Raw genomic sequence first — 19,735 nt, forward strand, 5'->3', positions numbered from 1 at the left:
CGGCGAGTCTGACCCCGCGTCAGCCGACCGGCGACCGGCCCTGTGGACAACCGGGCAGTGTGGAAAACCCCTCAGCCGCCGAACCCGGCGTCGTCCGGCAACGAGATGTCCGGCTTCTCCAGCTCCTCGACGTTCACATCCTTGAACGTCATCACCCGCACGTTCTTCACGAACCGGGCCGGACGATACATGTCCCAGACCCAGGCGTCGTGCATCTCGACCTCGAAGTACACCTCGCCGTCGGAGTTGCGCACGTGCAGGTCGACCTGGTTGGCCAGGTAGAACCGGCGCTCGGTCTCCACGACGTAGGAGAACTGGCGGACGATGTCGCGGTACTCCCGGTAGAGCTGCAGCTCCATCTCGGTCTCGTACTTCTCGAGATCCTCTGCGCTCATCGTGTCTCGCCCTCCATGGCCTCATCTTCCCCCACCGACGGCGACGGCTGAGGCTGCTCGCCCGACGCCACGCCGACGGTACCCTCAGCGGCCCCCGGAAGCAGCAGCGGCTCGGTAACGGAAACATCGAACAGCGCCTGCGCCGGGTCGGCTGGCCGCGACACCGGGCGGCGCGCCCGGGGCGGCACGTTCCGCCGGCCCGAGGCGGCGGCGACGTTCACATAAGAGAACCGGTGCTCGGCGCAGGGGCCGTGCCGCAGCAGCGCGGCACTGTGCTCGTCCGTTACATAACCCTTGTGTACGGCGAAACCGTATTCCGGGAACCTGTCGTGCAACTCCACCATCAGCCTGTCCCGGGTGACCTTGGCGAGCACGCTGGCCGCCGCGACGCAGGCCGCCACCCGGTCGCCCTTCCACACCGCCAGGCCCGGCACGCCCAGCCCGTCCACCGGGAAGCCGTCGGTCAGCACGTACTCCGGGCGGACGGCCAGCGAGGCGAGCGCGCGCCGCATCGCCGCCAGGTTGCAGACGTGCAGGCCGCGCGCGTCCACCTCGGCAGGCGGGACGGTCACCACCGACCAGGCCAGCGCGCGGGCCACCACCTCGTCGTAGACCCGCTCGCGCGCGGCTGCGGTGAGCAGCTTGGAGTCGGCCAGGCCGGGCACCTCGCCGCGCTTGCCGGCCGGCAGGATCGCCGCGGCCGCGACCAGCGGGCCGGCGCAGGCGCCGCGGCCCGCCTCGTCGGCGCCGGCCACATGCTCGAAGCCGCGCCGCTGCAACGCCTGCTCCAGCGCGTAGAGCCCGGCCTCGCGGCGGACGACGGTGCGGGGAGGGGCCAACATCAAGAATCCTTTTCCGGTACGCCGTGAGCTCGCCCAGGAGCACCGGCCGGCTCGGGGAGAGCGAGCCCGGACGCGCCGGCCTGCCCGGGAATCGCCGTCCCGGACGCGCCGGCGCTCTCGCGGGAAGCCGGCCCGGAGGAAGCGGCGCCGGCCACGGCGGCCTCCCCGGACACCTGGGAGCGCAACAGCTCAGCCAGATCGGCCGGATAGATCAACGCGTCGCTGGCCTCGAGCTCGGCCACCGACCACCACCGATGCCCGGTGATCGTGAGCCGCTCCTCCTCGTCCATCCCGGCCGTGTCGACGCGCCAGCCCGGCACCCGGAGCAAGAAGAAGTCCTGCGCCTGCCGGTAGTCCCGGCCGTCGAAGGAGAACTCGGTCTGCTCGTGCCGCACCGGCCCGCTCAGGTCCTCGGGCCGCACCCGGAGCCCGACCTCCTCGAACAGCTCACGGGCGGCCGCCTGCGCCGTGCTCTCGCCCGGCTCCAGCCCGCCGCCCGGGGTGAACCACCAGCGCAGCCCGGGCCGGGCCGGATCGCCGCCGTGCAACAGCAGCGCGCGCCCGGCCGAATCGACCAGGAGCACCCGGCCGGCACGCCGCTCGATGACGGGCAGGTTCGACTCGGTCATCGGTCAAGCCTATGCGCCCGTGCAGGATCTTCCGAACCGCCCTCTCACCGGCCGGCGGCATCCGGGACGTCGTCGTACGTGTCCGGCACTGTCAACCAGGTGGCCCGGCCGGCCGGCCAGAAGATGGTGAACGCCCGGCCGACCACCGAATCGATGGTGATCGTGGCGTCCTGCATTTTGCCCGCCTGGTCGGCGGCGGTGCTCTGCTCGTAGTGCTCCAGCGAGTCGCCGGAGGCCTCGCGGTGGTCGCCCATCACCCAGAGCCGCCCGGCCGGCACGGTGATGTCGAACTTCTCGTCCGCCACCTGGTTCCGGTTGCCGTCGGCGTCGGTGTAGATGTACGGCTCGTCGAGCGAGTGCCCGTTGACCACCAGACGATTCTGGTTGTCGCAGCAGACCAGGTGGTCGCCGGGGGTGCCGATGACCCGCTTGATGAAGTCCTCGCCCTCGGCGCCGGACTGCCATTCGGTGGGCGCCTTGAAGACGACGATCTCGCCGCGCTTCGGATCCCGGAAGTCGTAGACGAGCTTGTTGACGAGCACCCGGTCCCACACGTTCAGCGTGTGCTCCATGGAGGGGGACGGGATGTAGAACGTCTGCAACACGAACGCGCGCACCAGGACGGCGACCAGAATCGCCACGCCCAGCAGAATGGGAAGCTCGCGCCAGAAGGACCCGCGGCGCTTTTCGGTCTGCTCGTCAATCACGCTCGGAGCCTACGTCGTCGAGTCACGAACGACATGCCGGAACGCGCGGACAGGGCGGCGGTCAACAGCACCGCGAGGAGGTTGCCGGCCACCTGGGGATCCTGTCGGGGCTGCGGTCCGGGGGGTCCGGCGGCGGCCGTCGGATGCTCCTCGGCGAACTGTTCCCAGACGTCCGGGACTTTGAGGCTGGTAAATCTGTCGCTGGGCCAGACGATCACGAAGGCGCGGCCGATCACGTTCTCGATCGGCACCGGACCCTGGCAGCGGGCGTCCTGGGACACCGCGCGGTGGTCACCCATCACGAACATCTGCCCGGCCGGCACGGTCACCTCGGCGAATTTCCGGCTGGTGCACTGACCGGCGATGACCGGCTGGCTGAGGTCGGAGTTGAACCCGTCGGCGATGTAACTCTCGTCGATGGGTACGCCGTTGACCGTGATCCGGCCCTGGTCGTCGCAGCAGGCAACCTTGTCACCCGGAAGGCCGATCACCCGTTTGATGAAGTCCCGCTCGCCGGGACGGCTGACCCCGACCAGGTCACCGATGGTGCGGCCGAGTTTGGAGACGAACGCGTTGCTGACCGGCTCGGTGACCTCGGGCGCCCAGTTGTCGGTGCCCCGGAACACCACGATCTCGCCGCGCAGCGGGTCCCGCATGTCGTAGACGACCTTGTTGACCAGCACGCGGTCCTTGAGCTCCAGGGTCTTCTGCATCGACCCGGAGGGGATGTAGAACGCCTGGACCAGGAACGTCCTGATGAGCACGGCCAGGCAGAACGCCACCACCAGGAGAAGCGGCAGCTCCTGCCACAGGGGCATCTCCTTGCGCCGCATCATCGAGCGCCGCCGGCTCGGACGATAGCCTTCCATCGGATCCACGCTTCGCATCTCCTGACGCCTGCCGACCGAACCGTCCCCGGATACAGCACTACCGCCCGAGTTTCCCGGCTAGGGGAAGTTACGAGCGGTAGGACTGGAATGGTTCATCATCCGGCACAGCCGTCAGCCTAGGCCCTCCTGGCTGTGCCGGATCTGAGAGACTCAGACGGTCTGCTTCTCCCGCAGCTCCTTGATCTTGGCCTTCTTGCCACGGAGCTCACGCAGGTAGTAGAGCTTGGCGCGACGCACGTCACCACGGGTGACAACCTCGACCTTGTCCAGTGCCGGGCTGTTGAGCGGGTAGGTCCGCTCGACGCCGACGCCGAAGCTGATCTTGCGGACCTTGAAGGTCTCCCGCAGGCCGGCGCCCTGGCGGGCGATCACAACGCCCTGGAAGACCTGGACACGGGAGCGGTTGCCCTCGACGACCCGGGCGTACACCTTGACGGTGTCACCGGCGCGGAAGTCGGGGAGGTCGGTGCGCTGCGACTGGGCGTCGAGCTCGTCCAGCGTGTTCATCGCTGCATCCTCGTAGAGCTAGAGCGCACCGGGAGTTCGGTACGCGAATGGGTACTTCTGACTCCCCACCACCTCGGAGAGTCCTCGCCCCGCCCCACGGCGTGGGATGGAGACGGCAACCTCCCTACTTTGCCACACCCGGTGGCGGGAGCTCCAATCCGGCCTCGGCCAGCGCCTTCCGATCCTTCTTGTCGAGGTTCTCCGGAGGATAGGCCGCGAAAAGGTCCGGCCGCCGGGCCGCGGTCCGCAACAGGCTCTCGGTACGCCGCCAGCGGGCGATCCGCCCGTGATCGCCCGACCGCAGCACGTCCGGCACCGCACGGTCCCGCCAGGAGGCCGGTTTCGTGTAGACCGGGGCCTCCAGCAGGCCCGCCGCGTGCGACTCCTCGGTCAGCGAGTCGGCGTTGCCCAGCACGCCGGGCAGCAGCCGGGTGATCGCCTCCATGATCACGAGTACCGCGACCTCGCCGCCGAACAGCACGTAGTCGCCGAGCGACACCTCGCGCACCGGCATCCGGTCCGCGGCGTCGTCGATCACCCGCTGGTCGATGCCCTCGTAGCGGCCGCACGCGAAGACCAGGTGCGGCAGCGCGGCCAGCTCGTACGCGTCGGCCTGGGTGAACGGCCTGCCGACCGGGGACGGGACGACCAGCGTCGCCTCCGGTGAGGTGACCGCGTCCAGGGCCTGCCCCCACGGCTCGGGGCGCATCACCATGCCGGGACCCCCGCCGTACGGGCTGTCGTCGACCGTGCGGTGCACGTCGTGGGTCCAGGTACGCAGATCGTGCACGGTCAGCGACAGCACACCTGTCGTCCGCGCCTTGCCGATCAGCGACAGGTCCAGCGGGGTGAAGTAATCCGGGAAGATCGTGACGACGTCGACGCGCACTACAGGTCCAGCAGTCCCTCGGGAAGATCCACCACGATGCGACCGGCACGCAGGTCCACGGTCGGCACGATGGCGGTCACGAAGGGGATCAGGGCCGTCCCGCCGCCGGATTTCGCCAGCACGATGAGATCCGAGGCCGGGGCGTGCTCGATCCGCTGCACGGTGCCGTAGGAGAGACCGTCCGCCGACTCCACCCGCAGGCCGATCAGCTGATGGTCGTGGAACTCGTCCGGATCCGCGGGCGGCGTCAGCTCGGTGCTGTCCACCTGCAGGAGCACGCCGCGCATCGCCTCGGCGAGATTGCGATCGTAGATGCCCTCGAAAAGCGCGATCCCGCGGCCGTGATGCCAGCGGATCTGCTCCAGGGTGAGTTGTTTCGGGACCTCGAAACGAACCTCCGAGGGGGACGCGGCCGCCGGGCCGGCGCTCACCCGGCGGTCCCGGGGGACCTCCGTGGTGAACACCGACCCGACGGTGAAGCGTTCCTCGGGCTCGTCTGTCCGCACGACCACCGAGACCTCGCCCCGGATGCCGTGCGGTTTACCGATCTGGCCGACGACGAGCAGCATCGATCAGTACGCGTCGACGATGTCGACGCGGATGCCGCGCCCACCGATCGACCCGATCACCTGACGCAACGCCTTGGCCGTCCGCCCGCCGCGCCCGATGACCGTTCCCAGGTCCTCCGGGTGCACGCGAACCTCGAGCCGCTTGCCGCGGCGCGAGTCGACCAGGCGAACCCGGACGTCGTCCGGGTTGTCGACGATGCCCTTGACGAGGTGCTCCAGCGCCGGCCGGAGCGCCCCGTCAGCTCGCGTCGGCGCCGGCACCGGCCGGGTCCTCTGCCGTCTCGGCCACGGCCTCGCGGTTCGGCTCCGCCGGGTCGGCCGGCTTGGTGTCGGCCGGGCGGGCCTCGGCGACCTCCGGGGCGGCGGCCTTCTTGCCGGACTTGCCGGTGGTGGCCGGCTTGGTGTCGGCGAGACCGGCGGCGGCCTTGGCCTCCGCCTCGTACACCTCGGTCTTGTTCTGCTTGCTCGGCGCGACCAGCAGCGGCGCCGGAGCCGGCAGGCCCTTGAACTTCTGCCAGTCGCCGGTCTTCTCCAGGATGCGGAGAACGGGCTCGCTCGGCTGGGCGCCGACCGACAGCCAGTACTGCACCCGGTCGGACTTGACCTCGATCACCGAGGGGTGTTCCTTCGGCTGGTAGATGCCGATGTACTCGATGGCGCGGCCGTCGCGCTTGGTGCGCGAGTCGGCGACGACGATGCGGTACTGCGGGTTGCGGATCTTGCCCATCCGCAGGAGCCGGATCTTAACGGCCACGGTTTATTCGCTCCTGATGACTGCGTGGGTGAGCCGGTCGGAACCCACGTGGGGATGCGGGACCGATGCCTCGTGGACTGGCAGCGTGGTGAGGGGTTAGAGGGCGCCTCACGACATGCCGGATACCAACAAGTCATTCTGCCAGACGGGAGGCGCGACTTCCCAACCGGGTGTCAACGAACCCCGGGACGATCCCATCCGGCCGGAATCTCCGCCGGAACCGGCCAGGACGGATCCGGCCGGAAGTCCGTCCAGGTCCCGTCGAAGGGGAACTCGCCGGCCTCGATCTGCTTGATCACCCGGCGACCCTCGGCCCGGACCCCCTCCGGATCGGGCACCCAGTAGTGCTCGGGCAGGGCGAGCCGCTCGGCGAACTCGTCCTCGTCCTTCCACCGCCAGACGCGATCCGGCGTGGCCACCACGTCCAGGTCCTGGTCCATCACGTCGACCCCGGCGACGTCGCCGTCGTCCCAGCGGATCGCGTGCTCCTCCAGGTTGACGTACCAGTTGGCGAAGTCGCCCCCGGAAGTGCGGAAGAACCAGACGGAGTGGTCGGCGCCGGGCGGGAAGAACTTCAGGACACCCGGGCCCCGCCAGGTCGACCGGACCAGCTGGTGCGGCGACACCGACCACTCGGCGAACGACATGTCGCGCGTCCCACGGCCGTCCAGCCCCACCTCTATGATCACCGGCGACCCCTGCGCCAGCCAGAGCAGCAGCCCACGGTCGTCGTCCGAGATCACCCGGCAGGGCCGGACGTTGACCAGCCGGTCCCCGGAGAAGTTCCGGTACAGGACCAGCCGGCCCACCGGGAATCGCACGGTCAGTAGGACCGGCCGAGGTAGGCGATCAGGCCCGGCTCCTCGTCCGACTCCGGCATCGTGCCGTCCTCGCGGGTCAGGCAGCGGACCGTGACGGCCTTGCCGTTGGCCTCCTTCTCGCCGGCCTCGCCGACCGCCGACCACGGCACCCGCGCCCAGCCGGTCTGCGCCGCCTCGATCGCCTCCTCCAGCGTCTTCACCTCGACGGTGCGCTCCACCCGGAACGCCAGCGCGTCGTCGTAGAGCCGCTGCTGGTCGGCCTTGAGCGCGGCGACCACCGCGGTGGCCACCTCGCCGAGCGCGATCGGCGACTTCGACCCGTCCACCCGGCGGGCCACCACGGCGTTCCCGTTGGCCAGGTCACGCGGGCCGACCTCGACGCGGATCGGGATGCCCTGCAGTTCGGCGTCCACCGCCCGGCGGCCGAACGGGATGTCGCTGCGGTCGTCGAGCCGCACCCGTACACCCGCGGTCTTCAGATCGTCGCGGAGCCGCGCAGCGGCCTCCGCGACCCCCTCGCCCGCCTTGACCACCATGATCTGCACCTGGATGGGCGCCAGCCGCGGCGGCAGCCGCAGGCCGTTGTCGTCGCCGTGCACCATGATCAGGCCGCCGAGCATCCGGGTCGAGGTGCCCCACGACGTGGTCCAGGCGTGCTCGACGGTGCGCTCGGCCGACGAGTACGTGATGTCGAACGCCTTCGCGAAGTTCTGCCCGAGCTCGTGCGAGGTGCCCATCTGCAGCGCCTTGCCGTCGCCCATCATCGCCTCGACGGTCATCGTGTTGGTCGCGCCGGCGAACCGCTCGCCCCTGGTCTTGCGGCCGGGCACCACCGGGATGGCCAGCATCTCCTCCATGAACGCCTGGTAGACGTGCTTGTGGATCTCGCGGGCGTGGTCCCGGGCGTCCTGCTCGGTGGCGTGCGCGGTGTGCCCCTCCTGCCAGAGGAACTCGGTGGTGCGCAGGAAGGTGCGCGGGCGCAGCTCCCAGCGGACCACGTTGGCCCACTGGTTGAGCAGCAGCGGCAGATCCCGGTACGAGTCGACCCACTTGGCCATGAACTCGCCGATCACCGTCTCGCTGGTCGGCCGGACCACCAGCGGCTCGGCGAGCTCCTTGCCGCCGGCGTGGGTGACCACTGCCAGCTCCGGCGAGAAGCCCTCCACGTGGTCGGCCTCACGGCGCAGGTAGTTCTCCGGGATGAACAGCGGGAAGTACGCGTTCTGGACGCCCTGCTCCTTGATCCGGGCATCCATGTCGGCCTGCATGCGCTCCCAGATCGCGTAACCGACCGGCCGGATCACCATCGTGCCGCGCACCGGGCCGTTGTCGGCGAGCTGCGCCTTGGCGATGAGGTCCTGGTACCAGCGGGGGAAGTCCTCCGCACGGGGAGTGAGCACGCGAGCCATGAGCAAGCATCGTAGTCGTGGGCCGGGCGCAACGAGCCGGGTGGGCATCCCGTGTTCACCTCCTAGCGGACGACGGCGCCCCGCAGCACGATCCGGCGGGGCGCCCGCACCACCCGCAGGTCCACCCGCGGATCGGCGTCGTAGACCACCAGGTCGGCCAGCCCGCCCTCGACCAGGCCGGGGAATCCGAGCCACTCCCGCGCCCGCCAGGACGCCGCGGCCAGCACGTCGGCCGCCGGGATGCCGGCCTCGTGCAGGTAGAGCATCTCCTCGGCGGCCAGCCCGTGCCGGATCCCGCCGCCCGCGTCGGTGCCCACGTAGATCGGGACGCCGGCCTCGTGTGCGGCGCGCACCACCTCGGGGAAGTTGTCCCGCAGGGCGATCATGTGGTCGGCGTAGCCGGCGAACCTGGCCCGCGCCTGGTCCGCGATCTTCCCGAACGTGCGAATGTTGATCATCGTGGGCACCAGGGCGGTCCCCCGCCGGGCCATCTCGTCGATCAGCTCCAGCGACAGGCCGGTGCCGTGCTCCACCGAGTCCACGCCGGCCCGCACCATGATCTCCACGCCCTCCTCGGAGAACGTGTGCACCGCGGCCCGCGCGCCGGCCGCGTGGGCCGCCTGCACCGCCGCCGCCATGGTCGCCGCGTCCCAGCTCGGGGCGAGGTCGCCGGCCTCCCGGTCGATCCAGTCGCCGACCAGCTTCACCCAGCCGGTGCCGGCCTCGGCCTGCGCGGTCACCGCGGCGGCGACCTCCTCGGCGGCCACCTCCACACCGATGTCCCGCAGGTAGCGGCGCGGGGCCGCGACGTGCCGCCCGGCGCGGGCCAGCCGGGGCACCCCCGGTTCGTCGTCCAATTCGGGATAGGGGTACGGCGAACCGGCGTCCCGCAACGCCAGCACGCCCGCGTCCCGGTCGATGTGCGCCAGCTCGCGGGCCTGGTCCAGGCTCTCGATCGGCTTCGCGCCGTACGCGATCCCGAGGTGGCAGTGCGCGTCGACCAGCCCCGGCACGATCCACCCGCCGTCGCTGATCGTCTCGGCCTCGGTCACCGGCTCGAACGTCACCCGGTCGCCGACCAGCCAGATGTCCCGGACCTCGCCGTCCGGCAGCACAGTTCCACGCACATGCAACGCCATGCCCACAGTCCTACCGGATCAGCGTGCCGGTCGCGGCACCGGATCGCCCGCGGGTCACTCGTCGCCGGGTCGGCGTCGCCCCGGCCAGACCCGCCCCGCCCGCCGCTCGTCGCCGGGTCGCCGCCGCCCCGGGCCGCACCGGTCCCGCCCGCCGTTCTCTGGGCCCGTCGCCGACGCGCGCCGTACCCGCCCCTCCCTGCCGGCCGTCGCGGTTGCCAGACGGCTGAGCTGGCTCGCCAGGCGGCCTCCGCTTCGGGTCCAGCCCCGGCCGCCGCTCACTCCGACCAGCTGGCACTCATCGTCCTTTCCGGAGCCCGATAGCCACCACCAGCCCCGGCCGACGGCGCTCGGCCGGGGCTCACAGTCCCAGAACGGACCGATGACAACAAGCAGCCCCGGCCGAGGGTGGTCGGCCGGGGCTGGTGGTCGTTCACCGGGTCAGCGGTCCTTGTCCTTGGGCTTCTGCAGCTTGTTGAAGTCCAGCTTCGGCAGCTTGAAGCCGGGCGGCATCCCGCCGCCGGCCAGCGCGTTCGGGTCCAGGCCGGCGGGGAGCTGCGGCATTCCGCCGGGGAACCCGGCCGGCATCCCGCCGCCCGTACGCGGGCGGTTGTTCTTGCCCTTGCGCTTGTTCTTCGAGCTCTTCGTGGCGCTCCGGCGACCGCCCGGCAGGCCCATCATGCCGCTCATCTGCTTCATCATCTTCTGCGCGTCGGCGAAGCGGTTGAGCAGCTGGTTCACCTCCATCACGGTGACCCCGGAGCCGTTGGCGATGCGCAGCCGGCGGGACGCGTTGATGATCTTCGGCTCGGTGCGCTCCTTCGGCGTCATCGAACGGATGATCGCGGTGACCCGGTCGAAGTGGCTGTCGTCCAGCTCGGCCAGCTGATCCTTCATCTGGCCCATGCCGGGCATCATGCCGAGGATGTTCGCGATCGGGCCCATCCGCCGGACCGCGATCAGCTGGTCCAGGAAGTCCTCCAGCGTGAACTGCTCGCCACCGAGCAGCTTGCTGGTCATCTTCTCCTTCTGGTCCTCGTCGAAGGCCTGCTCGGCCTGCTCGATGAGGGTCAGCACGTCACCCATCCCGAGGATCCGGCTGGCCATCCGGTCGGGGTGGAAGACGTCGAAGTCCTCCAGCTTCTCACCGGTGGACGCGAAGAGGATGGGCTGGCCGGTGACGTGCCGGACGGAGAGCGCGGCGCCACCGCGGGCGTCACCGTCCAGCTTGGACAACACGACGCCGGTGACGCCGACGCCGTCCCGGAAGGCCTCGGCGGTCTGCACCGCGTCCTGGCCGACCATGGCGTCGATGACGAAGATGACCTCGTCGGGGCGCACCGCGTCGCGGATGTCCCGGGCCTGCTGCATCATCTCCTCGTCGATGCCGAGCCGGCCGGCGGTGTCGACGATGACGATGTCCTTGGCGGTGCGCCTGGCGACGTCGATCGAGTCCTTGGCGACCTTGACCGGATCGCCGACGCCGCTGCCCGGCTCCGGCGCGTAGACGTCGACGCCGGCCCGGCCGCCGACCACCTGCAGCTGGTTGACCGCGTTCGGGCGCTGCAGGTCGGCGGCGACCAGCAGCGGCTGGTGACCCTGCCCCTTGAGCCAGCGCGACAACTTGCCGGCCAGCGTCGTCTTGCCGGCGCCCTGCAGGCCGGCCAGCATGATCACGGTGGGCGGCTGCTTGGCGAAGACCAAGCGCCGCCCCTCACCACCGAGCGTGTTGATCAGCTCTTCGTGGACAATCTTGATGATCTGCTGGGCCGGGTTCAGCGCCTGGGAGACCTCGGCGCCGCGCGCCCGCTCCTTGAGGCTGGCGATGAACGCCTTGACCACCGGCAACGCCACGTCGGCCTCGAGCAGCGCGAGACGGATCTCACGCGCGGTGGCGTCGATGTCGGCATCGGTGAGCCGGCCCTTGCCGCGGAGCTTGGTGAAGATCCCGGACAGGCGGTCACTCAGGGTGTCAAACACGGTGCGACTTCCCGTTGGTCGGTGGAGATGGCGTCGTCCGCAAGCCTATCCGGAGCGGCCGAACCTCACCTGTTCCGCATCCGGTACGTCTTCGCCGCCGCCTCGATCCGCCGCTGGGTACGGGTCCCCGGGGCGATCTCCCGCTTGATCCTCCCGTAGAGCCAGAGCCCGCCGCCGACCAGCGCCGCGGCCAGCACGAGGTAGAAGAAGGCGCCGAACACGGCGTGGACCACCCAGCTCACCACGACGACGCCACCGATAACCGCCAGCAGGAACATCACTGCCTTGCCCATCTGGGACCCTCCCGGTCTCGACTCCCTACCACCATGCCGCGCCCGCGCAACGCCCGCATCGGCCGAGCCCCTGAGACGTTCCCCTAAGGGGTGGGACTTCCCGGATCACCCACCAGCCGCCCGACAATGGCATATACCGCATTAAACGGTATAGACCGCAACTTCACTCTCGACCGTCGCGTTAAGGCACGCGTGGTGCGGCGAAAGGACGACGGCGTGACCCTGCGGCGGATTCTGCTGCTGACGCCCTGGCCGATCCGGCGGCGGGTCTTCCAGGCCGCGCAGCGCCGGCTCCTGCCCCGGATGACTCCGGAACGGCGGCTGCGGGTGGCCCGCCGGCTGATGCCGCTCGGCCCGGCCCGGCCGGACCGGCCCGCGACGACCGGCCGGGTGATCCGGGTCCGCGACCCGCACGGCCCGCTCAGGGCCCGGGTGGTCACCCGGGCCGACCCGGTCCAGGCGCGCCGCGCCAATCTGGACCGGGTCGCCCAGGCTCTGGACTCGGCAGGCGTCGACTGGTTCCGGATTCCCGGCCGACGGCCCACGAGCACCGCCGTCGCCGTACCGGAAAGCGATCGGGACCTGGTGCTGCGCGTGCTGGCCGGGCTCGCCGGGCGGGACCACGGCATGCTGCGCCGCGGTGGCCCGCAGGGCCGCGTGGCGGCGGTCTGCTGGCCGGTCACCGACCCCGGCGGCAACCTCGTCCTCGGCCCGGACCACGCCTGCGAGGTGGAGTTCTGGCGGGCCGAGAGGACGCACCTGGTCGCGCCGCGCCGCAACCCGGTGGCGGACCGGATCCCGGCCGGCGACCCGGTGGTGAGCGCCGCCGAGCCGGCCTTCGGCGCGTTCTGCGCGCCGGACGACGTCACCGCCTACCGCACCCGGCGCACCTTCACCACTGTCGATCCGGACCGCGTCGAGTTCCCGGTCGACGTCGTCTACACCTGGGTGGACGGCGCCGATCCGGCCTGGCAGCGGCGCAAGGCCCGGGCGCTGGCGGACAACCCGTGGGTCGGCGGGACGCACCGGCAGGCCGCCAACGACGCGCGCTGGACCAGCCGGGACGAGCTGCGCTACTCGATGCGCGCGCTGCACTGCTTCGCCCCCTGGGTACGTCACGTCTACCTGGTCACCGACGACCAGGTGCCGTCCTGGCTGGACCTCGGTCACCCGCGCCTGACCGTGATCGGTCACCGGGAGATCTTCGGCGACACCGGCGCCCTGCCCACCTTCAACTCGCAGGCGATCGAGTCCCGCCTGCACCGGATCCCCGGGCTGGCCGAGCACTTCCTGTACCTCAACGACGACGTGATCCTGGGCCGGCCGGTCACCCCGGACCTGTTCTTCACGGCCGGCGGGCTGATCAAGTTCTTCCCGTCGCCGGCGCTGGTCGACCCGGCGCCGCGCGGCCCCGGCGACCGGCCGGCCGACTCGGCGGCGAAGAACAACCGGCGGCTGATCCTGGAGACCTTCGGCCGGGTGCCGAGCCGCAAGATGATGCACACCCCGCACCCGTCCCGGCGCAGCGTGCTCGCCGAGATCGAGTCGCGGTTCGCCGAGCCGGTCCGGAGCACCGCCGGCCACCAGTTCCGGCACCCGGACGACGTGTCGCTGCTCTCCTCGCTGCAGCAGTACTACGCCTACCTGACCGGCCGGGCCACCCCCGGCCGGATCCGGCACCGGTACGCCGACCTGGCCGACCCGGGGACCGCGCTGAAGCTGGCCGGGCTGCTGCGCTCGCGCGACGCGGACGCGTTCTGCCTCAACGACGTGGAGAGCCGGGACGCCGCGGTGGCCGAGCAGCGGGCGCTGCTCGGCGACTTCCTGCCGGCGTACCTGCCCTTCCCGTCGCCCTTCGAACTGTGCGAGCCACGGGCCGGCACCGTGCCCGCCCCCCAGCCCCGGCGGCCCGTCCGCACCGTCGCGCTCCCCCCGGTCGCGTGATCACACCCAACACGACAAGGAGATTCCCTTGAGCTACGACGTGGTCATCCTCGGCCTGGGGTACGTCGGCCTGCCCCTGGCACAACAAGCGATCCGGGCGGGCCTGTCGGTGCTCGGTTTCGACGTCGACGACACGGTGGTCGGGTCGCTGGCCGCCGGCCGCTCGCACGTGGACGACCTGAGCGACGCCGACGTCGCCGCGATGGTCGCGGGCGGGTTCCGGCCGACAGGTGACGAGACCGAGATCGCACAGGCCCGCACCGCGGTGATCTGCGTACCCACCCCGCTCGCCGAGGGCGACGGCCCGGACCTGCGGGCGGTCACCGGCGCGACCGGCTCGGTGGGCCGCAACCTGCGGCCCGGCATGCTGGTGGTGCTGGAGTCGACGACCTACCCGGGCACCACCGACGACGTGGTCCGGCCGCTGCTCGAACAGCTCTCCGGGCTGACCGCGGGCATCGACTTCCACCTGGCGTTCTCGCCGGAGCGGATCGACCCGGGCAACGCCGTCTACGGCGCGCACAACACCCCGAAGGTGGTCGGCGGGTACACCCCGGCGTGCACCTCCGCGGCGACCGCCTTCTACGGACGGTTCGTCGAGACGGTGGTCCGGGCCCGCGGCACCCGCGAGGCGGAGACCGCGAAGCTGCTCGAGAACACCTACCGGCACGTCAACATCGCGCTGGTCAACGAGATGGCCCGGTTCTGCCACGAACTGGACATCGACCTCTGGGACGTGATCAACGCGGCGTCCACCAAGCCGTTCGGCTTCCAGGCGTTCTACCCGGGCCCGGGTGTGGGCGGGCACTGCATCCCGATCGACCCGAACTACCTGAGCCACAACGTCCGCAGCAAGCTCGGCTACCCGTTCCGCTTCGTCGAGCTGGCCCAGGAGATCAACGCGACCATGCCGGCCTACGTGGCGCGGCGCGCGCAGAACCTGCTGAACGCCGACGGCCAGGCGGTCCGCGGCGCGACGATCCTGCTGCTCGGCATCACCTACAAGGCCAACATCGCGGACCAGCGCGAGTCGCCGGCCACCCCGCTCGCCCGCCAGCTGACCGCGCTGGGCGCCACTGTCGCCTACCACGACCCGCACGTGCGCACCTGGGAGGTCGGCGGCGTCCCGGTCTCCCGCACCGAGGACCTGGAGGGCGCGGTCGCCTCGGCCGACCTGGTGGTCCTGGTCCAGAACCACCGCGAGTACGACGTGGACCACCTGGCCCGGCTGGCCAAGCGCTTCTTCGACACCCGGGGCGTCGCCAGGGCCGAGGAGGCGCACCGCCTCTGATCCTTCCGCACTTCGGCCCGGTCCAGCTCCGCTGTGGTCCGGGCCACTTCGTCGGCTCCGGTACGGCCGACGCCTCCCCGGCCGGAGCGATCGTCTCCCCCGGCGTCGGGGGTCAGGCGCTCGGCGTGAACTGCCGGGGCAGCGGCCGCATCAGCGCGAGGACCGCGTCGGCATAACGCCCGTGATGACGACGCCGGGCGAAGTCGCGGCCCCGGGCGCTCTGCGCGGACCAGCGAGCCGGGTTCCGGTGCAGCCGGCGCAACGTCTGGTGCAGGTCCTCAGGGGTGCAGTAGACGGCCGCCGGCCCGTATTCCGGCTCCCGGTCCGGCGGCAGCAGCAGCACACAGCCGGAGGCGAGCGGGGCCAGCAACTCGCCCGGTGCATCGGCGCCGCCCAGATAGAAGTCGAGCTGGTGGAGGAACGCCCGCGGGGAGACGTCCGGCTCCTGGTAGATCAGCCAGCGCAGCGGCGGGCGGCCGCCGAACGCGAGCCGGGCCTCGGCGGTCCGGTCCAGGATCCGTACGTCGAATTCCACCGAGTCCCGCAGCACCCCGCGCAGCGAACGCAACCCCTCGGGGTCGTCGGCCGTGCATCGGCCGAGGATCGGCCGGTCCGCCGACGGCTCCCCGCGAGCCGCCCGCCACCGGCGCGGGTCCACGGTGTGCGGAAGCGGCGCGAAGGCCGGCTCGGCCCCGAACAACCGCCGTGCCGCGCCGGCGCAGGCCTCCGCCGCGGCGGTCCAGGCGGCGTCCTCCCCGATCACCACGCGGTCCGCGCGGACGCCGCTGGGCAGGCCGGAGGTGAAGGCCAGCGGCGCCGGGCCACGCACCACGAGCAGGCCGGCGCGCACCGGGTCGGCGAGCATCACCTGCTCCACCGCGCCCACGTTGATCATCCGCTGGAGGTCCGGGTCCAGGTTGCGGGCGGCCGCGCCGAGCACCGGCAGGTGCAGCACCGCCATCGTGACGTCCCGGTCGAGCAGCGCGCGGACCGGCCCGGCACTCTCCGGCGCGGTGAAGTCCCCGGCCACGACCAGGTCGAACCGGGACGTGTACGCGGTGACCGCGGACAGCCGGCGGGGCGCGGCGAAGACCCGCGAGGACGGGTTCCGCGGGCGGAACGCGGGCTCCCGGCCGGCGGCGACCCGGCCGTGCCAGGCCTGGAACGCGGAGAGGTACGCGTGCCGGGCCGGGTGCATCCAGCCGGGCGCCATGTCCGCGCTGGACAGCGACCCGCCGGAGAGCCGGATCAGCGCAAGGGTCTCGCCGCCCAGGTGCGGCACGGCGGGACGGCCGAACACCGCGCGGGCACGTTCCACGTACTCCGCGTCGGCGCCCTTGCGGATCGGGTCCAGGTAGCCGAGCCGTTCCAGGACCGGCGCGCGACGCAGCATCAGCGACGACAGGTTGTACGACCGGTGCCGCGGATATCCGGGCCGGGTCACCACCAGGTCCCCGGTGACCCGCATTCCCGCCGACGTGGTGGCCACCACCGACTCGTCCGCGAGCAGCGGCGCCACCTGCCGTTCCAGCCGCAGCGGGTGGGACCAGTCGTCGGAGTCCTGGAAGGTCACGAACTCCCCGGTCGCGGCGTCCAGGCCGGCGTTGCGCGCCCGGTAGGTGCCGCCGTTGACGGGCAGCCGCAGCACCCGGATCCGCGGGTCCAGCCCGGCCGCCTCGTCCAGCACCGCGGTCTGCGCCGAGCCGTCGTCCACGATCAGGATCTCCTGGTTCACCCAGCTCTGCGCGAGCAGCGAGCGGATGGTGACCAGCAGCGCCGGGCCGGGCCGGTAGGTGGTGACGATCGACGTGATGGTGCGGTCGTCCGCGCACGGGGCGGCCCGGCCGGAGACGATCCGGTCGAAGCGTGGCTCCGGCCCCTCGGCCAGCGTCAGTCCGGGCGCCGGCAGCAGCCGGTTGAACAGCGGAAGCCACTCGGCCGGCTCGGCCAGGTCCACGGCGAGCGCCTCCCGGACCGGCCGGGGCACCCTCGGGTAGCGGCCGAGCAGGTCGGCGGCCCGGCCCACGGGGAAGGCCAGCTGGGCGTGCAGGCCCTGGTGGACCGGGGCGACAGCGCCCGGCCCGTGGGTGCGCAGCAGCGCGTCGAGCAGGGCCAGGCCGTCCGCCCGGTCCTCCGGTTCCAGGTCCTGGCCGGCGATCGCGCGGGCCAGTTCCCCGATCCCCCACGGGTCCGTGCCGTGCGGCAGCGCCCGGCCGGCACGGGCCGCGGCGAGCAGGCCGTCCAGGTCGGCGACGCCCGCCGCGTACGCGAGAAGTGTCCTCGCCTGCGCCGAGCGGGCCTGTAGCGCGGCCGTCGCCGGGCCGTCCGGACCGGCCTTGCGCAGGGTCCGCAGATGCCGTTCGAGCAGGACGGATCCGTACGCGCCCGGGGTGATGTGCGTCCGCATGGTCTGCCCAACGCCCCGCCCCGCCCCGGCGTGACGTGACCGCCGGCCGGGTCGTTGCAACCGGAGGAAAAAAACCGAGGAACGGGAGTACGTGATCTTGACCGTCCACGACGTGGCGATCCTCTCGGACTTCCGGTACCCGGGCGGCAACTCGGCGGCCATCGCGGCCGAGGTGCGGGCCCAGGCCGGGGCCGGCCTGCGCACGGCCCTGGTGCACGTGCCGTCCCCGCACAACCGGGACGGGCTGCCGTTCAGCCCGCGGATCGCCGAGCTGATCCGGGACGGGCTGGCCGAGCTGGCCACGCCGGACGGCGTCACGCACGCCCGGCTGCTGGTGATCCGCCAGCCGCGGATCTTCACCGAGGACCTGGCCGTGGTGCCGCGGGTGCGCGCCGGCCACACCGTCATGGTGCTCAACCAGGCGCCCGGCGACGCCGGGAACCCGACCCGCTACTACGACTTCGACGAGGTCCGGGACCGCGTCGAGGTGTACTTCGGCCCGGCCGTCGAGTGGGCGCCGATCAGCCCGCAGATCCGCGGCCGGCTGCCAGGGCTGGCCGCGGACGACTGGCACGAGATCATCGACGTGGCGCAGTGGCAGGCCGGCGACCGGACGAGGGGCGAGGTGCCGGTCATCGGCCGGCACGGGCGAGCCGACCCGGTGAAGTGGCCGCGCACCGCCGACGACCTGCTGCAGGCCTACCCGGACCGGCCCGACCTGCGGGTCCGGGTGCTGGGCGGCGGCGAGATCGCCATCCGCCTGCTCGGCCGGCGCCCGGCGAACTGGGACGTGGTCCCGTTCGGCGCCGAGCAGCCGGCCGACTTCCTGCGGACCATCGACTTCTTCGTCTACTTCCACGACCCGGACCTGGTGGAGGCGTTCGGCCGGACGATCCTGGAGGCGATGGCCGCCGGAGTGCCGGCGATCATCGGCGAGCACTTCCGGCCGATCTTCGGCGACGCCGCGCTCTACACGACGCCGGCCGGGGTGGAGCCGCTGGTCCGCGACCTGTGGGCGGACCCCGAGCGGTACCGGCGGGTGGCCGGCCGGGCCCGGGACTTCGTGGCGGGCCGGTACGGCGTCGCGTCGCACCTGGCGCGCCTCGCCGAACGCGGCGCCGGCGCCCGTCCGGCCGCGCACTCCGCCCCGGCGTCCGCCCGGCACGGCGTCTCCCCGGCCCGGCCCCGCCCGGTGCTGATGCTCAGTGACAACGGCGCCGGTCTGGGGCACCTGTCCCGGCTGATGGCGATCGGCCGCCGGCTGCCGGAGCGGCACCCCGCGGTGATCGCCACCCAGTCGTACGGCGCCTCGGTCGCCCGCCGGGAGGGCTTCCTCACCGAGTACCTGCCGTCCCGGACCGTCCTCGGGATGGCCAGGCAGCGCTGGTCGGGCTTCCTGCGGTCGCGCCTGGAACACCTGGTCGACCTGCACCGCCCGGCGGTCGTCGCGGTGGACAGCGTCCCGCACGACGGCATCGTGGCGGCCGCGGCGGCCCGCCCGGACGTCACCTGGGTCTGGGTGCGCCGGCCGATGTGGCGGCGCGGCACCGGCGCCGAGTGGATCGCCAAACGCGCCGCGTTCGACGGCATCCTGGAGCCCGGCGAGTTCGCCGCGGACGCCGACGAGGGACCGACCGTGCCGGACCGGGCCGGGGTGCACACGGTCCAGCCGATCCTCCTGCTGGACCGCGCCGACCTGGCCGCACCGGGCGCGGCGCGGGCCGCGCTCGGGCTGGACGCGGACCGCCCGGCGGCGCTGCTGCAGCTCGGCGCCGGGAACATCAACGACATCGCGTCGCCGGTCGGCCGGATCGCGGAGCACCTGCGCGAGGCCGGCTTCCAGGTGCTGCTCGCCGAGTCGATGATCGCCACCGAGCCGATGCCGGCGGCGCCCGGGGCCCGGGTGGTCAAGCTGTACCCGATCAGCCGATATCTGCGCGGTCTGGACCTGGTGATCAGCGCGTCCGGTTACAACTCGTTCCATGAGCTGCTCGCCTTCGGGGTGCCGGCGGTGTTCGTGCCGAACCGGGCCACCTCGCTGGACGACCAGGTGGCCCGGGCCCGGTTCGCCGCGGCGGCCGGGGCGGCGCTGTGCGTGGAGGACCCGGAGAGCGGCGAGCTGGACCGGGTGCTGGCCGAGGCGGTCCGGCCGGAGGTACGGGAGCGGCTCGCCCGGCGGTGCGCGGAGATCGACCTCGGCAACGGGGCGGAGGCCGCGGCACGGTGGCTCGCCGGGCTGGCGGCGGAGAACGTACGAAGCGGAGCGTGAGCA

Annotated in this window: 19 protein-coding genes; 3 read left to right on the forward strand and 16 right to left on the reverse strand. The window is 72.1% G+C overall.

What is annotated here, in order from left to right:
- Positions 1-71 precede the first annotated feature (71 nt).
- The 15 genes from Asi03nite_RS02215 to Asi03nite_RS02285 form a co-directional block, all read right to left on the reverse strand.
- Positions 72-395: a DUF2469 domain-containing protein gene (locus Asi03nite_RS02215; RefSeq protein WP_014447123.1), complete on the reverse strand. Its 324-nt coding sequence runs from the start codon at positions 393-395 to the stop codon at positions 72-74.
- Complete coding sequence (locus tag Asi03nite_RS02220; RefSeq protein ID WP_203676671.1) at positions 392-1,237, reverse strand: ribonuclease HII; 846 nt, start codon at positions 1,235-1,237, stop codon at positions 392-394. The genes Asi03nite_RS02215 and Asi03nite_RS02220 overlap by 4 nt, the downstream gene beginning before the upstream one ends.
- Positions 1,237-1,866, reverse strand: coding sequence for an NUDIX hydrolase (locus tag Asi03nite_RS02225; RefSeq protein WP_203676672.1), 630 nt, complete (start codon positions 1,864-1,866; stop codon positions 1,237-1,239). The genes Asi03nite_RS02220 and Asi03nite_RS02225 overlap by 1 nt, the downstream gene beginning before the upstream one ends.
- A 44-nt stretch (positions 1,867-1,910) precedes the next feature.
- On the reverse strand, positions 1,911-2,573 hold the full coding sequence (gene lepB / locus Asi03nite_RS02230) for a signal peptidase I (RefSeq protein ID WP_203676673.1): 663 nt from the start codon (positions 2,571-2,573) through the stop codon (positions 1,911-1,913).
- Positions 2,570-3,460 (reverse strand): signal peptidase I, encoded by an 891-nt coding sequence (lepB, locus tag Asi03nite_RS02235; RefSeq protein WP_203676674.1) that lies wholly within the window; start codon positions 3,458-3,460, stop codon positions 2,570-2,572. The genes lepB (Asi03nite_RS02230) and lepB (Asi03nite_RS02235) overlap by 4 nt, the downstream gene beginning before the upstream one ends.
- 153 nt (positions 3,461-3,613) lie before the next feature.
- The gene (rplS, locus tag Asi03nite_RS02240; RefSeq protein WP_203676675.1) at positions 3,614-3,970 is read right to left on the reverse strand and encodes a 50S ribosomal protein L19; all 357 of its coding nucleotides are present in this window, start codon (positions 3,968-3,970) and stop codon (positions 3,614-3,616) included.
- 124 nt (positions 3,971-4,094) lie between these two features.
- Positions 4,095-4,859 (reverse strand): tRNA (guanosine(37)-N1)-methyltransferase TrmD, encoded by a 765-nt coding sequence (gene trmD, locus Asi03nite_RS02245; protein ID WP_203676676.1) that lies wholly within the window; start codon positions 4,857-4,859, stop codon positions 4,095-4,097.
- The gene (rimM, locus tag Asi03nite_RS02250) at positions 4,859-5,425 is read right to left on the reverse strand and encodes a ribosome maturation factor RimM (protein ID WP_203676885.1); all 567 of its coding nucleotides are present in this window, start codon (positions 5,423-5,425) and stop codon (positions 4,859-4,861) included. Before rimM ends, trmD begins: the two co-directional genes overlap by 1 nt.
- 6 nt (positions 5,426-5,431) lie before the next feature.
- Entirely contained in the window at positions 5,432-5,689 is a 258-nt protein-coding gene (locus Asi03nite_RS02255) for an RNA-binding protein (RefSeq protein ID WP_014447131.1), read from the reverse strand.
- Entirely contained in the window at positions 5,667-6,182 is a 516-nt protein-coding gene (gene rpsP / locus Asi03nite_RS02260; protein ID WP_203676677.1) for a 30S ribosomal protein S16, read from the reverse strand. Before rpsP ends, Asi03nite_RS02255 begins: the two co-directional genes overlap by 23 nt.
- Before the next feature lie 173 nt (positions 6,183-6,355).
- A complete protein-coding gene (locus tag Asi03nite_RS02265; RefSeq protein WP_203676678.1) occupies positions 6,356-7,003 on the reverse strand; it encodes a ribonuclease FAU-1 family protein in 648 nt (215 codons plus the stop codon).
- A gap of 2 nt (positions 7,004-7,005) precedes the next feature.
- Complete coding sequence (proS, locus tag Asi03nite_RS02270) at positions 7,006-8,412, reverse strand: proline--tRNA ligase (RefSeq protein ID WP_203676679.1); 1,407 nt, start codon at positions 8,410-8,412, stop codon at positions 7,006-7,008.
- Positions 8,413-8,474: 62 nt separating this feature from the next.
- Entirely contained in the window at positions 8,475-9,551 is a 1,077-nt protein-coding gene (locus tag Asi03nite_RS02275) for an amidohydrolase family protein (RefSeq protein ID WP_203676680.1), read from the reverse strand.
- 438 nt (positions 9,552-9,989) lie between these two features.
- Positions 9,990-11,528 carry a signal recognition particle protein gene (gene ffh / locus Asi03nite_RS02280; RefSeq protein WP_203676681.1) on the reverse strand — a complete coding sequence of 513 codons (1,539 nt, stop codon included), beginning with the start codon at positions 11,526-11,528 and terminating at the stop codon, positions 9,990-9,992.
- Positions 11,529-11,593: 65 nt separating this feature from the next.
- A complete protein-coding gene (locus tag Asi03nite_RS02285) occupies positions 11,594-11,821 on the reverse strand; it encodes a hypothetical protein (RefSeq protein ID WP_203676682.1) in 228 nt (75 codons plus the stop codon).
- Positions 11,822-12,037: 216 nt separating this feature from the next.
- On the opposite strand from Asi03nite_RS02285, the gene Asi03nite_RS02290 reads away from it, so the two are divergent.
- Positions 12,038-13,765, forward strand: a complete 1,728-nt coding sequence (locus Asi03nite_RS02290; protein WP_203676683.1) for a stealth family protein — start codon at positions 12,038-12,040, stop codon at positions 13,763-13,765.
- Between the two features lie 28 nt (positions 13,766-13,793).
- A complete protein-coding gene (locus Asi03nite_RS02295) occupies positions 13,794-15,056 on the forward strand; it encodes a nucleotide sugar dehydrogenase (RefSeq protein ID WP_203676684.1) in 1,263 nt (420 codons plus the stop codon).
- Positions 15,057-15,168: 112 nt separating this feature from the next.
- On the opposite strand, the gene Asi03nite_RS02300 is transcribed toward Asi03nite_RS02295, so the two are convergent.
- Positions 15,169-17,463 carry a glycosyltransferase gene (locus Asi03nite_RS02300; RefSeq protein ID WP_203676685.1) on the reverse strand — a complete coding sequence of 765 codons (2,295 nt, stop codon included), beginning with the start codon at positions 17,461-17,463 and terminating at the stop codon, positions 15,169-15,171.
- A 91-nt stretch (positions 17,464-17,554) separates the two neighbouring features.
- Here Asi03nite_RS02300 and Asi03nite_RS38385 point away from each other — a divergent pair, with 91 nt between their 5' ends.
- Positions 17,555-19,732, forward strand: a complete 2,178-nt coding sequence (locus tag Asi03nite_RS38385) for a glycosyltransferase (protein WP_203676686.1) — start codon at positions 17,555-17,557, stop codon at positions 19,730-19,732.
- The last annotated feature ends 3 nt before the right edge of the window (positions 19,733-19,735 follow it).

It is taken from the genome of Actinoplanes siamensis, assembly GCF_016862395.1.
Lineage (GTDB): Bacteria > Actinomycetota > Actinomycetes > Mycobacteriales > Micromonosporaceae > Actinoplanes > Actinoplanes siamensis.

Bases quoted from the DNA above. Each gene is read 5' to 3' on its own strand.
- rplS (WP_203676675.1), bottom strand. From the start codon at position 3,970: ATGAACACGCTGGACGAGCTCGACGCCCAGTCGCAGCGCACCGACCTC.
- proS (WP_203676679.1), bottom strand. From the start codon at position 8,412: ATGGCTCGCGTGCTCACTCCCCGTGCGGAGGACTTCCCCCGCTGGTAC.
- Asi03nite_RS02215 (WP_014447123.1), bottom strand. From the start codon at position 395: ATGAGCGCAGAGGATCTCGAGAAGTACGAGACCGAGATGGAGCTGCAG.
- Asi03nite_RS02285 (WP_203676682.1), bottom strand. From the start codon at position 11,821: ATGGGCAAGGCAGTGATGTTCCTGCTGGCGGTTATCGGTGGCGTCGTC.
- Asi03nite_RS02225 (WP_203676672.1), bottom strand. From the start codon at position 1,866: ATGACCGAGTCGAACCTGCCCGTCATCGAGCGGCGTGCCGGCCGGGTG.
- Asi03nite_RS02275 (WP_203676680.1), bottom strand. From the start codon at position 9,551: ATGGCGTTGCATGTGCGTGGAACTGTGCTGCCGGACGGCGAGGTCCGG.
- lepB (WP_203676674.1), bottom strand. From the start codon at position 3,460: ATGCGAAGCGTGGATCCGATGGAAGGCTATCGTCCGAGCCGGCGGCGC.
- Asi03nite_RS02220 (WP_203676671.1), bottom strand. From the start codon at position 1,237: ATGTTGGCCCCTCCCCGCACCGTCGTCCGCCGCGAGGCCGGGCTCTAC.
- Asi03nite_RS02300 (WP_203676685.1), bottom strand. From the start codon at position 17,463: ATGCGGACGCACATCACCCCGGGCGCGTACGGATCCGTCCTGCTCGAA.